We start from the raw sequence: 12,250 nt of genomic DNA, 5'->3' as shown, positions 1-12,250 counted from the left end.
GCCGTGGCGCACGACCGGCGGTTCCGCTTCGGCGTCGACGTCCAGGCCCCGTTCGACGGGCTGTCGTGGGCCGAGACGTCGCGCGAGGTCGAGGAGCTCGGCTACGCGACGCTGTTCGTCCCCGACCACTTCGACGAAGGCTTGGGGCCGATCGCCGCGCTCGCGGCCGCCGCCGCGGCGACCTCCACGTTGCGCGTCGGCACGCTCGTCCTCGACTGCGACTTCCGTCATCCCGCGGTCCTCGCGCGCGAGCTCGCGACGGTCGACGTGCTGTCCGGCGGACGGCTCGAGGTCGGTGTCGGCGCGGGCTGGAAGCGTCTCGACTACGAGCGGTCCGGGATCGCGATGGATCCACCCGGGACGCGCGTCGACCGGATGATCGAGCACGTGCACGTGCTCCGCGGGCTGTTCGGCGACGGGCCGCTCACGTTCCACGGTGCGCACTACGACATCGACGAGCTCGACGGCACACCGAAGCCGTCGACCCCGGGCGGGCCGCCGATCCTCGTCGGCGGCGGCGCGCGGCGCGTGCTGCGGTTCGCGGGCGCGCACGCGGACATCGTCGGCGTGAACGCGTCGATCCACTCGGGTGAGATCGACGTCGCCGCCGCGCACGACGGGTTGCCGGCGCGGATCGACGAGAAGGTCGCGTGGGTGCGCGAGGCCGCGGGCGCACGCTTCGACGACCTGGAGCTCAACGCGTGGCTCGCGGTCGCAGAGGTGACGGACGACGCCGGGGCCTTCGCGGAGGCGCTCGGCGCCGCGTTCGACGCCGATCCGAAGGACGTGCTCGCGTCGCCGCTCACGCTCGTCGGCTCGGCTCGCGAGATCGCGGAGCGGCTCCACGAGCGCCGCGAGCGCTGGGGCTACTCGTACGTCGTCGTCCCCGGCGACAAGGCTCACGACTTCGCGCCGATCGTCCGCGAGCTGACGGGACGCTGAACGGTTCGTCGGGGCGCGCGGGACGATCCGCCGCCCGTCGGCGCGCGGGACGATCCGCCGACGTCGGCAGCCGTAGCTCAATCCGCCGCACGTCGGCGGCCGTAGCTGTCGGCATGGACCTGGCGTTCGACCGGTCGGGCACCGGCGAGCCGCTGGTGCTGTTGCACGGGCTGGGATCGTCGCGCCGCGCGTGGAACCCGGTCGCGGGCGTGCTCGCAGAGCGGTTCGACGTGCTCGCGATCGACCTGCCGGGGTTCGGCGGCTCGGCCCCGCTCCCGCCGTCGGTCGAGCCGACTCCGGCGCGCCTCGCCGCTGCGGTCGGCGAGCTGCTCGACGGTCTCGGGATCACGCGGCCGCACGTCGCGGGCAACTCGCTCGGCGGTTGGGTCGCGATGGAGCTCGCTCGGACGCGCGCGTTCGCGTCGGTCACGCTGCTGAGCCCGGCCGGCCTGTGGCGCGGGACGACACCGCGCTACACCTTCGTGAGCCTGCGCACTTCACGGTGGCTCGCCGTCAACGCGTCGGGACTCCTGCACCGGCTCGTGCGGTCGAGCGCGGGTCGCGTCGTCGTCCTCGGTCAGACGCACGGTCATCCCGCCCGGCTCACACCCGAGTACGCGCACGCGGCGATCGACACCCTGCGAAGCGGCGCGGGCTTCGACGCGACGCTGCGCGCGACCGCGACACGGCGCCTCGTCGCGGTCGAGCCCGTCGACGCGCCGGTGACGGTCGCGTTCGGCTCACGCGACCGGATCTTGCTCCGGCACCAGTCACGCCACCTCGATCAGCTGCCGCCCGACACGCGTGTCGAGCACCTGCCCGGGTGCGGTCACGTGCCGATGGCGGACGACCGCACCGCGGTCGCAGCACTCATCACCCGAGCCGCGACACGCGCCCGCGTCGGCGCGGAGTGAACGGGCGCGGAGCGGGCGCGCTCGCCATTCAGCGCGGCGACTCATCGAAGTCGATCTGCGGCTCACCGACGCGGACCGTCATCTGCTTGCCGAGGCGAACGAACCCGAGCCGCTCGCCGAGCGCGACGGACGCCGGGTTCGACACTGCCGAACGCCACTGTGCGACCAGTCCCGCGGCAACGGCATCGGCGAGGGCCGCGCACGCGGCCGTGTGCGCGCGCCCTTGGCGGCGGTGGACCGGGCGGACGCTACGCAATCTGGGCCAACCACCCCTCCCACACGACGTAGCCGGCGACCGCGCTGACCTCGTCACCAGACACCGTGCAGTACCGGCACGCCAAGTCGCCGTGCAATCCGCTCTCCTCCCATTCGGACGGCAACATCGAGGCCGCGAAGTCGGCAAGACGAGGGTCGTCCAGCTCGATCGTCGACACCGAGGTGAGATCTCTCTCCGGGGCGGACTCCGCATACGCGAGATGTGCTGGACCACGCACGTCGAGCTCGAGGGCCCAGCACTCCAGCCCATGCGTCGACGTCGAACAGCCGCTCGCGATCCCACTCGACGGTCGCTCGCGCGATCACGATCGGTCCGCGGACGAACACGTCGTCGTAGATCTGCACGAGCACGATCGCGTTCGATCGAGGGTCGGTCGCGATCGACACTCCACCTGTATCGGAGACACCGAGGCGCGATGCCCAGTACCGCCGAATCGCGGCGATGGTCGAAGGGAGAAGCTGTTCGTCGTCGCTCATACGGTCAGTAGAATTGTCTCTGAATAGTTGACGCGCGTGCGAGGATGTGCGCATGGCTGCTGTGTCTGCGCGTCGTCCGGCGTTGTTGTCCGAGGGTCAGGTCCGTGAGCTCACGGGTGTGACGCGCGCTCAGTTCGCGCGGCTGATCGCCGAGGTCGGTCCGATCTGGGAGGCCGAGCGTGAAGCGCGCCTCTCCGCGCGGAAGCGTCGACGCGCGTTCGGCGCGGGCCGCAAGCACGACGTGCCGTTCGCGGGCCGGTTGTTGGTGACACTCGTGTATCTGCGGTGGAACGTCACCTATCGGATGCTCGCGGCGGTGTTCGACACGAACAAGGACACCGTGAACCGCGCGGTGATGGAGCTCACACCGCTGCTCGCCGCCGTGGGGATCACCGCCCCGGACGGGACGCGCCTCGGCGACGACGACGCGCTCGCGGCCCAGATGCGAGCGTTGTCGAAGGCGCAGCGCGCCGCGCTGGTGGACGGGAGCTTCGTACCGGTCCCGCGCCCATCCAAGGGCGGCTGGGAGGCGCAGAAGGCCCAGTACTCGCCACACCGGCATCGGCACGTCAACACGTTCCAGACACTCAGCGACGATCGCGGGAACCTGTTGTGGATCGGCGACGCGTGCGACGGCGCGACCCACGACCTCAGCGCGATCGCCGAGTCCGCGGTCGCGGCGACGCTCGCCGAAACGGAGGTGACGGTGATCGCCGACAAGGGCTACACGGGCATCAAGGCCCGGCTCGGCCTCGCGCGGGTCTTCACCCCGGCCCGTCGCCGCAAGGACGACACCCGATCCGAGACGGTCCGCGACGCGGAAGGCGCGTTCAACACCGAGATCGCGCGGCAGCGCGTGAATGTCGAACACGCGATCCGCCGGCTGAAGACGAACAAGATCCTGCACGGCTACCGCCGGCGTCGCGACACGCTCACCGACACGCTGCACGCATGCGCGTCCCTCGCGACCATGGCGACGTGAACACCCGGATCTCACGCACCGCGAGAACGCACGCACCAACCGCTACTGCGCGACAGGTCTAGTAGGCGGCGCGCGCGTCACGACCATGTGCGCCGACGTGCTCGTTCCTGACCGCGCACGAACGGAAGAAATTTTGGCGGGGTCGCTCCAGACGGGCGTTCACTGACATACCCCTCGTTCATACTGCATGCATGCTCGACGTCGCGGAGGTGCGCGAGATGCGAGACCGGGTCGGCGCGTTGCTGCGCGCGCTCGAACCGGACGCGGTCGCGCTCGCGGACGCGGAGCCGATGTGGAGGGCGTTCGACAAGATCGAGCGGCACGCCGCGAACGCGAAGACGCTGCTCGCCCGGCGCGTCGAGGAAGCAGCCACGTGGCGGCAGCGTGGGCATCGCGACGCGGCCGAAGGCATGGCGAAGCAGTCGGGGACGACACGCGGCGCGGCGCGTCAGCAGCTCGCGCTGTCGAAGAAGCTCGACGCCCATCCCGCGACCGAGACCGCGATGCGCAAGGGTGAGATCTCGCCCACCCAGGCCGCGATCGTCGCCAGCGGCGCGAACGGCAACGCGGCCGCCGAGCGGCGCCTGTTGGACAAGGCGTTGACCTCGACGGTCGCCGCGCTCCGCCAGGAGGCGGCTCGAGAACGCTCCAAGTCCGATCCGGACCCCGAGGGGACGGAACGGCGGATCCACGCAGAGCGCCGCGCCCGGTCGTGGACCGACGAGGAGGGCCGCTGGCACTTCAACGCCACCGGCACCATCCGGGACGGGAGCCACGTCGCGCGCGTGCTGGAGCGGCTCGTGAACGAGGAGTTCACGAAGGCGCGTCGGGAAGGACGCCGGGAGGAGCGCGACGCGTACGCGTTCGACGCGTTCGTCGGTGTGTTCCGTGACTACGACCAGCGACCTGACGACAGCTCCGACAAGCCGAAGCGGAAGCATCGCTGCCCGTCGTACCTGTCGATCCTGCGCCTCGACGACGAAGCGCTCCTGCGCGGCGACCTCGCCGGTGACGAGCTCTGCGAGATCGCCGGGCTCGGACCGGTCCCGGTCACCACGGCGCGGAAGCTGCTGGGCGAGAGCGTCCTCAAGCTCGTGCTGACAAAAGGGGAAGACGTCGCCAACGTCACCCATCTCGGGCGCGGGCCGAAGGTGGCACAGAAGATCGCGCTGCTCTGGCAGTCACCGTGTTGCAGCGTCGACGGCTGCACCCGCACCCGGATCGAGTTCGACCACCGCGAACCGTGGGCGAACACGAAGCACACAGGCTCGACGAGCTCGACGCGCTCTGCACGTTCCACCACGATCTGAAACACCGCGACGGCTGGGCCCTCGTCGACGGCACCGGCAGACGGCCCATGGTCCCATCCGACCATTCGGATCATCCGAAGAACCGGCCGAAGGCCGACACGAGCTAACCGCCCGGGCGCGACACCGATCGGTGCAACAGCACTTCCCCCGAATGCTCCGTCGTCGACCAGGCGGGGTCGAGCCCGGGCGCGCGCAGCACGACCGGACCGCGCGCCTCGCGGACCTCCCAGAGGAGAGCGGGATGCTCGCCGTGCCAGCGGACCGAGTACGACACCAGCCCGGAGCGCGTCGGCGCGTCGCGCACGTCGAGCGAACGCCCACGCCAGTCGTCAGGGAGCTGAACCACGACGTCGATCTCGCCGACGCCGCGATCGACGACCAGACGATCACACACGTCGCGCAGGACTCCCCCGCCGACCCGACGAGCACGTGCGGCGCGACGCGCGCGCCAACCGGCCCGGTGCCACGCTGCGCCGGCCTCGGCGTCGAACCCCCAGTCCTCCAGGGCGACCAGCAGCGCGGCATCCGGGCGCGCGACCGACGACGACGCGAGCAGCGCGTCGGCGCGCGCCGAATCCACGTCGGCCTGCAACCGCTCGCCCGGCACCGTGACCTGCATCCCCCGACCGAGCTGCGCGCGCCAGCCCGCGACGACCTCGTCGGCCGAGGGAAGCCGCGCCAGCAGCACGTCGTCGGGCACGTCCCGAGCGAGCGCGAGCGCGAGCCGGAAGACGGTTCGGTGCGCCACGGGCCAGAGGACCACGAGCTCGCTCGCGTCGACGCCCGAGAGCGGCTCGCCGGTCGCGCCACCCGACGTCGCGACCGAGACCGCGGTGGCCCATCGCGCCGGCGGGCGCGGCGCGACGACGAGCGGCCGGCCGTCCGCGCGCACCACCCCACCGGCGACGACGTCGAAGCGCGACCGCCGTCCCCCGAGCGCCAGTCCGAGCACGAACGGCACCGGCGAGTCGTTCTCGACCTCCAGCACGACGAGGTCACCCGGGCCACCGACGCCGAAGACGCGCTGGCGCGCGTCACCACTCGGCACGCGCATCGCCGTCTCGAACCCCGGCGCGGGCGTCAGCCGCCGCTGCCGGACCGCGACGTCGACCGCGGGGTCGTGCCAGCGGTCGTCCGCGCCGACGAGCCAGCCGCACCGGAACCCGCGCGGCAAGGTGACGGCACCGCGCGCGTCGACCGCGGCCCGCCGCGGCGAGCCCAGCACGCCGACATCGCTCACGCCTTCTCGGGCTTCGCTTCGCGCAGCATCAACGTCGGGACGATGTCGGCCGGCTTGCGCCCCTCGTACAGCACCTGCCCGACCTGCTCCGCGATCGGCATCTCGACGCCGTGCTTCGCCGCGAGCTCGAGGACCGCGGCGGTGCTCTTGACGCCCTCCGCGACCATGTGCATCTCGGCGACGATGTCGTCGAGGCCGCGACCCTGCGCGAGCGCGACGCCGACCGTGCGGTTGCGGCTCTTGTCGCTCGTGCACGTCGCGACGAGGTCGCCCATCCCGGCGAGACCGGCGAACGTGAACGGCTCGCCGCCCAGGGCGACGCCGAGCCGAGCGAGCTCGGCGAGGCCGCGAGTGATCAGCGCGGCCTTCGTGTTGTCGCCGTACCCCATGCCGTGCGCGATGCCGGCCGCGACCGCGATCACGTTCTTCAACGCGCCGGCGATCTCGCACCCGACGACATCCGGGTTCGTGTACACGCGGAACGTGCGCGTCATGAACAGGCGCTGCAACGCGGTCGCGGTGTCGCCGTCGTCGATCGCGACGACGGACGCCGTGGGCTCGCCTTCCGCGACCTCGCGTGCGAGGTTCGGCCCGGTGAGCACACCGATGCGGGCGGGGTCGTGGTCCGACAGCACGTCCGCGACCACCTGGGTCATCCGTGCGTTCGTCCCCTGCTCGACACCCTTCGCCAGGCTGACGACCGGGACGCCGGCCGGGATGCAATCCCGCGCGAGGTCCAACACGTCGCGGAAGCCGTGCGACGGCACGGCGACGACCACGACGTCGGCGTCACGGCACGCCTCGTCCATCACCGCCGTCGCGCGGAGATCCTCGGGCAACGGGATCCCGGGCAGGTACGCGTCGTTCTCGTGGCGCGCGCAGATCGTGTCCGCGAGCCCCGGCTCGCGCGCCCACAGGACCGTCGGCGCGTTCGTCGCGACGAGCGACGCGAACGCGGTCCCCCACGACCCCGCGCCGATGACGGCGACCTTCATGCGCGCGACCGCGTCGTGTGCGAGAACGCGCTCTGCGGGGTGCGGACCCACCAGTCGTCGTCACCGGGAGCCGGACGTTGCGGGTACAGCATGCGTGCACGCGCCACCGACGACGCGATCGCGCCCATCACCCGATCGGTCGCCGCGACCACGTCCTCCCCCGGCGCGACCGCCATGGGCGCGCCGACGACGACGGACTCGGCGACACCGGCGCGCCAGCTCGGCTTCCGCCCCTTGAACAGGATCCGCTGCGCGCCCCACAGCCCCACGGGCGTGACCCGCACGCCCGTCTGTTGCGCGAGCCGGGCGACCCCCGACTTGCCGGGCAACGGGTCGAGGTCCAGCGAGATCGTGCCCTCGGGGAACACGACCACGCACTCGCCGTGCTCGAGCGCGTCGACGGCCGCGTCGAGCGATCCCGCGGCGCCGGCCGTCTCCCGCTGGACGGGGATCTGACGTGTCGCGCGCAGGAGCGCCCCGAGCGCGCGATGGTCGAACAGCTCTGCCTTCGCGAGGAACCGGACGTTGCGGTGGCGTCGGTTCGCGACGTACGCGAGGACCAACGGGTCGAGATACGAGACGTGGTTGCTCGCGATGAGCACGGGCCCGCGCACAGGGATGAGGTGCCCACCCTCGACGGTCCAGCGCATGCCGAAGTGCATCGCCGGCCACAACGCGGTCCGCGCCAATCCGTAGGCCGGCTCCACGGTCGGTAGCATACGCACGCGCATGCGACGCGACTGCTTCCTCATCGCGCAGCTGTCCGACCTGCACTGCGGCTCGCCGTCGTTCGATCCCGAGCTGCTGACCACGGCCGTGCACGAGATCCTCGCGATGCAGCCCGATCTCGTCGTCGTGGGCGGCGATCTCACGGCCGACGGCTACGCGAACGAGTTCCGCACGGCGGCGCGGTTCCTCGAGCCGATCCTCGACTCCGGGCTGCCGACGGTCGTCATCCCCGGCAACCACGACGCCAAGAACGTGGGGTACCTCCACTTCCGCGACACGTTCGGTCCGGGTGACGTCGACGGCAAGGCCGACCGTGCGCTCACGCTCGCGCGCGAGCCGGGAGCGGCCGCGCTCCGCTCGGTGCGCGTCGTGGCGCTCGACTCCACCAAGCCGGACCTCGCGGAGGGCGAGATCGGCCGCGAGCGCTACGGGTGGATCCGCCGCCAGCTCGACGCCGGTGCCGATCTCGACGTCGTCGCGCTGCACCATCATCTCGTGCCCGTGCCCGGTACCGGACGCGAGCGCAACACGGTGTGGGACAGCGGCGACGTGCTCGCGCTGCTGTCCGACCTCGGCGTGCAGCTCGTCCTGTGCGGGCACAAGCACGTGCCGTACGTGTGGTTGCTGAACGGTGTGCTCGTGGTCAACTCGGGCACGGTGTCGACGTACCGGGTGCGCGGGTACGTCCGGCCGTCGTACAACGTCATCGAGGTCGACGAGCAGGAGATGCGCGTGACGTTCCGCTACCCCGGCTCCGGTGAGCGCTTCGCGGCCCGGCTCGCACGCGACACGTTGCAGCTCGAGACGAGCCCCGAGCTCGCCGGCATGTTCACGAAGACGACCTGGCACGCCTGAGGCCGATGCTCGTCCGGTTCTTCTTCTCCGCGGTCGACCCGGCAGACCGGGCCGAGATCGCGCGGATCTTCGCCGAGGACGTGAAGCCCGCGTTCGAGGCGGAGCGCGGCTGCGTCGGCGTCGAGCTGCTCGTGAGCGCGGACCAGAGCGCGGGCGGCCTCATCGAGGGCGTGGTCGTGTCGCGCTGGCGCAACGACGGTGACATCGAGCGCGCGATCGACTCGCGTGGCGTCAAGGAGTCGCTCGTGCGGGTGCGGCAGCTCCTGCGCCTCGAGCCCGTCATCCGGACGTACGTCGTCGTCGACGGTGGCCCGTGACCGCCCCCACCGCGGTCGTCGTGCCGATCCGCGCGTTCGCGCTCGGCAAGGCGCGTCTGGCGGGCCGTCTCGACGCGAGCGCGCGCGAGCAGCTCGCACGCACCATGGCCGGGAACGTCGTGCGGGCCGCGGGTGGCGCACGGGTCGTCGTCGTGTCGAGCGCGCCGGAGGTGCGTGACTGGGCGGCGTCGCTCGACGTCCCCGTGATCGACGATCCCGGCACGCTCGACGGCGCGGCGCGGGCCGGCTGCACGTGGGCGAGCGACGCCTCGCGCGTCTGCGTCGTCCACGCCGACCTGCCGTACGCACGCTCGCTCGACGCGCTCACGCGCGACGCGGCGATGCCGGTCGTGACGGTGGTGCCGTGTCACCGCGACGACGGCACCCCCGCGATGTCACTGCCGGGCGAGGTCGCCGCGTCGTTCCCGTTCGCGTACGGGCCTGGCTCGGCGCGTCGTCACGTCGCGGCGGCGCGCTCGCTCGGCCTCGCCGTGCGGGTCGTGCGCGACCCGCAGCTCGGGTTCGACGTCGACGTACCGGACGACCTCGCCGTGCTCGCGGCACGCGCGTGACCGTCGATCTCGACGTCCCGCGGTGCGCGCTCGCGGTCGGGGCACACGCGGACGACGTCGAGTTCGGGTGTGGAGCGACGCTCGCGAAGTGGGCCGATGCCGGCTCCGAGGTCCACCTGCTCGTGCTGACGGACGGGTCGAAGGGGACCTGGGAGCGCGACGCGGTCGACCTCGTCACGACGCGCGAGAAGGAGCAGCGAGCCGCCGCGCACGCGCTCGGGGCGGTGGACGTCACGTTCCTCGGCGTGGTCGACGGTGAGCTCGACGAGCGGGAGGCGTACCGCGCCGCCGTGTGCGAGGTGATCCGTGGCACGCGGCCCGACGTCGTGCTCGGGCACGACCCGTGGAAGCGCTACCGCCTCCATCCGGACCACCGGCACGCCGGCTTCCTCACGCTCGACGCGCTCGTCGCGGCGCGCGACCCCCAGTTCTTCCCCGGGCAGCCGTTCCCGCCGCACCGCCCGTCACACCTGTTGCTGTTCGAGGCCGACGAAGCCGATCACGCCGAGACGGTCGACGGCACGCTCGGGCGCAAGATCGACGCGCTGCTCGCGCATCGCAGCCAGTGGCGCTCGACGATGGGGATCGACGACGCCGTCGACGAGCAGACCACGGCGTTCGCCGACCGGATCCGCGACGAGGCGGAGGCCGACGGCCGTAGGGCCGGGCTCGCAACCGCGGCCGAGATCTTCAAGCGCATCGACGACCTGTAACGGACGCCGACGACGACGCGCAACGAGGGGGGCGCGTACGCCCCCCTCGAAACGTTCGACGCCCGAGCGTCAGCTCGCGGTGGACTTGCGGGCCCGCTTGGTCGTGCGACGACGGCGTGTCGCCGGCGCCTTGCTGGCCGTCGACTTGCGGGCGCCCTTCCGCGCGGTCGTCTTGCGACCTGCGGCCTTGCGCGTGCCCTTGCGGGCCGTCGTCTTCCGTGCGGTCGACTTGCGCGTGCCCTTCCGGGCCGTGCTCTTGCGACCGGTCGACTTGCGCGCGGTCGTCTTCCTCGCCGCGGCCTTGCGGGTGCCCTTGCGCGCGGTGCTCTTGCGAGCCGTCGACTTCCGCGCCGTGGTCTTCCGGGTGCCCTTGCGCGCGGTGCTCTTGCGAGCGGTCGACTTCCGCGCCGTGGTCTTCCGGGCGCCCTTGCGTGCGGTCGTCTTGCGGGCCGTGCCCTTGCGGGCCGTGCTCTTCTTGGCGGCTCTCTTCGCCGTAGCTCTCTTTGCCGGAGGCACGGTCACCACCCTCCTTCGTTGGATGTGTGTTGACGCTCGACCCGTGTCCCGGGTCCTAGTTCACGGCGGACTTGAAGCCGGCGCCTGCCGTGAACTTCACGCCCTTGGATGCCGCGATCTTGACGGGTTCGCCGGTGCGCGGGTTGCGCCCCGTGCGTTCCTTGCGATCCGTTCGGGAGAAGCTGCCGAAACCGGGAAGCACCACCTTCTCTCCCCGCGCAACCGCTTCCTTGATGTGTTCCATCATGTGGTGCAGCGCAGCCTCTGCGTCCTTCTTCGTCAGGCTTGCGCCGTCGGCGATCTTGTCGACGAGCTCGGCCTTGTTCACGCGTCTACCTCCGCCCGTTGCGAGTTTCATCCGAGATGAGAACCCATTCGCGCGTCGAGGTCAAGCATTTCCTCGCGCGCGGCGACGTACACACTCACGTATCGCGCGCTGCATCGCGACGCGCGACGAAGCGCGCTTGCGCGCGTCACGCGCGCGCCGATGTCGACGCGCGTGCGCGACGCTCGCGTGTCGTGGACGCGCTCGAAGACGGGAATTTCGATGCATTCGTCGTGTGGGCGGAGGCCCGCGACGACGCGATCGCGCTCGACATCGCGATCGTCGCGGGCGCGCGCAAGGGCGATGTCGTCACGGTCGTGACGCGCGCGTATGCGCATCGCGACGCGCTCGCGCTCGTCGGTCTCCCGTGCACGCTCGTCGTCGAGCGCGGCGAGCCGCGCGTCGCGTTCGCGACGTGAGCGCGCGTTGCCGCGCGGCGGCGCGCGACGCCGGACGCGACGAAGCCCGGGTCGCGGACCCGGGCTTCGTGGATGGCAGCCCCGAGCAGATTCGAACTGCCGCTTCCGCCTTGAGAGGGCGGCGTCCTGGGCCGCTAGACGACGGGGCCGTGCGGATGACGTTTCAGGCCGTTGACCAGGGGTTTTCCGGGTCGTCGGCTCGCTCGGGGGGGAGGACTCGAACCCCCAATGACAGGGCCAGAACCTGCTGTGTTACCGATTACACCACCCCCGAAGGTCCGGTCAGGATAGCGGCTCCTAGTGGGATTCGGACCTGGGTCTCGATGCGCTTGCTGGCGCGGGTGAGGGACCCGAAGCCGAAGATCCGACCGATCGAGACCCCGAACGCCTCCGAGGCGAAGCGGCGCCATTCGTCGAGGCCGGAGATCGGGCTGGTGTGGGTCGGGGACGTGACGGCGTCGAGCCCCACGTCGGACGCGATGAGTCGGATGCGGAGGGAGTGGAACGGGTCGGAGACGAGCACGACGTGGCGGATGCCTTCGGGCCGGAGGAAGCGCGCCGCGGCGAGGAGCGATTCCCACGAGCTGTGGCTCGTCGACTCGCGTTGGATGGCTGAGTCGGGGACGCCCCGGGTGTGGAGGTAGTTCGCCCCGGCGCTGGATTCGGTG

General features: G+C 71.7%; 17 protein-coding genes and 2 tRNA genes. 9 read left to right on the top strand and 10 right to left on the bottom strand.

What is annotated here, in order from left to right; all coding sequences use genetic code 11:
- The first annotated feature begins 3 nt into the window (after positions 1-3).
- Together VFC33_10910 and VFC33_10905 are read left to right on the top strand one after the other, a co-directional pair.
- On the top strand, positions 4-942 hold the full coding sequence (locus tag VFC33_10910; protein ID HZR13747.1) for a TIGR03621 family F420-dependent LLM class oxidoreductase: 939 nt from the start codon (positions 4-6) through the stop codon (positions 940-942).
- Positions 943-1,055: 113 nt separating this feature from the next.
- Positions 1,056-1,856 (top strand): alpha/beta fold hydrolase, encoded by an 801-nt coding sequence (locus tag VFC33_10905; GenBank protein ID HZR13746.1) that lies wholly within the window; start codon positions 1,056-1,058, stop codon positions 1,854-1,856.
- Positions 1,857-1,884: 28 nt separating this feature from the next.
- On the opposite strand, the gene VFC33_10900 is transcribed toward VFC33_10905, so the two are convergent.
- Positions 1,885-2,112: a GNAT family N-acetyltransferase gene (locus VFC33_10900; protein HZR13745.1), complete on the bottom strand. Its 228-nt coding sequence runs from the start codon at positions 2,110-2,112 to the stop codon at positions 1,885-1,887.
- Positions 2,105-2,290: a hypothetical protein gene (locus tag VFC33_10895; GenBank protein HZR13744.1), complete on the bottom strand. Its 186-nt coding sequence runs from the start codon at positions 2,288-2,290 to the stop codon at positions 2,105-2,107. Before VFC33_10895 ends, VFC33_10900 begins: the two co-directional genes overlap by 8 nt.
- Before the next feature lie 371 nt (positions 2,291-2,661).
- Here VFC33_10895 and VFC33_10890 point away from each other — a divergent pair, with 371 nt between their 5' ends.
- Positions 2,662-3,591 carry a transposase family protein gene (locus VFC33_10890; GenBank protein ID HZR13743.1) on the top strand — a complete coding sequence of 310 codons (930 nt, stop codon included), beginning with the start codon at positions 2,662-2,664 and terminating at the stop codon, positions 3,589-3,591.
- A 191-nt stretch (positions 3,592-3,782) separates the two neighbouring features.
- Complete coding sequence (locus VFC33_10885) at positions 3,783-4,901, top strand: hypothetical protein (protein ID HZR13742.1); 1,119 nt, start codon at positions 3,783-3,785, stop codon at positions 4,899-4,901.
- Positions 4,902-5,004: 103 nt separating this feature from the next.
- Here VFC33_10885 and VFC33_10880 read toward each other — a convergent pair whose 3' ends face one another.
- Genes VFC33_10880 through VFC33_10870 form a run of 3 tightly spaced genes read right to left on the bottom strand, consistent with a single transcriptional unit; the run spans position 5,005 to position 7,843 of the window.
- Complete coding sequence (locus VFC33_10880) at positions 5,005-6,141, bottom strand: hypothetical protein (GenBank protein HZR13741.1); 1,137 nt, start codon at positions 6,139-6,141, stop codon at positions 5,005-5,007.
- Positions 6,138-7,136: an NAD(P)H-dependent glycerol-3-phosphate dehydrogenase gene (locus tag VFC33_10875; protein HZR13740.1), complete on the bottom strand. Its 999-nt coding sequence runs from the start codon at positions 7,134-7,136 to the stop codon at positions 6,138-6,140. The genes VFC33_10880 and VFC33_10875 overlap by 4 nt, the downstream gene beginning before the upstream one ends.
- On the bottom strand, positions 7,133-7,843 hold the full coding sequence (locus tag VFC33_10870) for a lysophospholipid acyltransferase family protein (protein HZR13739.1): 711 nt from the start codon (positions 7,841-7,843) through the stop codon (positions 7,133-7,135). The genes VFC33_10875 and VFC33_10870 overlap by 4 nt, the downstream gene beginning before the upstream one ends.
- A gap of 22 nt (positions 7,844-7,865) precedes the next feature.
- Between VFC33_10870 and VFC33_10865 the strand changes: the two genes are divergently transcribed.
- Genes VFC33_10865 through VFC33_10850 form a run of 4 tightly spaced genes read left to right on the top strand, consistent with a single transcriptional unit; the run spans position 7,866 to position 10,322 of the window.
- On the top strand, positions 7,866-8,720 hold the full coding sequence (locus tag VFC33_10865; GenBank protein ID HZR13738.1) for a metallophosphoesterase: 855 nt from the start codon (positions 7,866-7,868) through the stop codon (positions 8,718-8,720).
- Between the two features lie 5 nt (positions 8,721-8,725).
- Complete coding sequence (locus VFC33_10860) at positions 8,726-9,037, top strand: antibiotic biosynthesis monooxygenase (GenBank protein ID HZR13737.1); 312 nt, start codon at positions 8,726-8,728, stop codon at positions 9,035-9,037.
- The gene (cofC, locus tag VFC33_10855; GenBank protein ID HZR13736.1) at positions 9,034-9,609 is read left to right on the top strand and encodes a 2-phospho-L-lactate guanylyltransferase; all 576 of its coding nucleotides are present in this window, start codon (positions 9,034-9,036) and stop codon (positions 9,607-9,609) included. Before VFC33_10860 ends, cofC begins: the two co-directional genes overlap by 4 nt.
- A complete protein-coding gene (locus VFC33_10850) occupies positions 9,606-10,322 on the top strand; it encodes a PIG-L family deacetylase (GenBank protein ID HZR13735.1) in 717 nt (238 codons plus the stop codon). The genes cofC and VFC33_10850 overlap by 4 nt, the downstream gene beginning before the upstream one ends.
- A 69-nt stretch (positions 10,323-10,391) precedes the next feature.
- Here VFC33_10850 and VFC33_10845 read toward each other — a convergent pair whose 3' ends face one another.
- Positions 10,392-10,844: a histone H1-like repetitive region-containing protein gene (locus tag VFC33_10845; protein ID HZR13734.1), complete on the bottom strand. Its 453-nt coding sequence runs from the start codon at positions 10,842-10,844 to the stop codon at positions 10,392-10,394.
- 49 nt (positions 10,845-10,893) lie between these two features.
- Positions 10,894-11,166 (bottom strand): HU family DNA-binding protein, encoded by a 273-nt coding sequence (locus tag VFC33_10840; protein HZR13733.1) that lies wholly within the window; start codon positions 11,164-11,166, stop codon positions 10,894-10,896.
- A gap of 191 nt (positions 11,167-11,357) precedes the next feature.
- Between VFC33_10840 and VFC33_10835 the strand changes: the two genes are divergently transcribed.
- The gene (locus VFC33_10835; protein HZR13732.1) at positions 11,358-11,582 is read left to right on the top strand and encodes a hypothetical protein; all 225 of its coding nucleotides are present in this window, start codon (positions 11,358-11,360) and stop codon (positions 11,580-11,582) included.
- 73 nt (positions 11,583-11,655) lie between these two features.
- Here VFC33_10835 and VFC33_10830 read toward each other — a convergent pair.
- The 3 genes from VFC33_10830 to VFC33_10820 all read right to left on the bottom strand — a co-directional run.
- Positions 11,656-11,731 (bottom strand) — tRNA-Glu (locus tag VFC33_10830).
- 53 nt (positions 11,732-11,784) lie between these two features.
- A tRNA-Gln gene (locus tag VFC33_10825) sits at positions 11,785-11,856 on the bottom strand.
- Positions 11,842-12,250, bottom strand: a 409-nt coding sequence (locus VFC33_10820) for a YdcF family protein (GenBank protein HZR13731.1), incomplete at its 5' end; no start/stop codon positions are given. The genes VFC33_10820 and VFC33_10825, both read right to left, overlap by 15 nt.

Source organism: Acidimicrobiia bacterium (assembly GCA_035651955.1).
Classification (GTDB): domain Bacteria; phylum Actinomycetota; class Acidimicrobiia; order IMCC26256; family JAMXLJ01; genus JAMXLJ01.
Note: the sequence above shows the minus strand (reverse complement) of the source record. Positions and strands in the feature narration are given on the sequence as shown.

What these genes read in the sequence shown, in the direction of transcription:
- VFC33_10875 (HZR13740.1), bottom strand. Translation starts at nt 7,136, where the DNA reads ATGAAGGTCGCCGTCATCGGCGCGGGGTCGTGGGGGACCGCGTTCGCG.
- VFC33_10860 (HZR13737.1), top strand. Translation starts at nt 8,726, where the DNA reads ATGCTCGTCCGGTTCTTCTTCTCCGCGGTCGACCCGGCAGACCGGGCC.
- VFC33_10885 (HZR13742.1), top strand. Translation starts at nt 3,783, where the DNA reads ATGCTCGACGTCGCGGAGGTGCGCGAGATGCGAGACCGGGTCGGCGCG.
- VFC33_10865 (HZR13738.1), top strand. Translation starts at nt 7,866, where the DNA reads ATGCGACGCGACTGCTTCCTCATCGCGCAGCTGTCCGACCTGCACTGC.
- VFC33_10905 (HZR13746.1), top strand. Translation starts at nt 1,056, where the DNA reads ATGGACCTGGCGTTCGACCGGTCGGGCACCGGCGAGCCGCTGGTGCTG.
- VFC33_10890 (HZR13743.1), top strand. Translation starts at nt 2,662, where the DNA reads ATGGCTGCTGTGTCTGCGCGTCGTCCGGCGTTGTTGTCCGAGGGTCAG.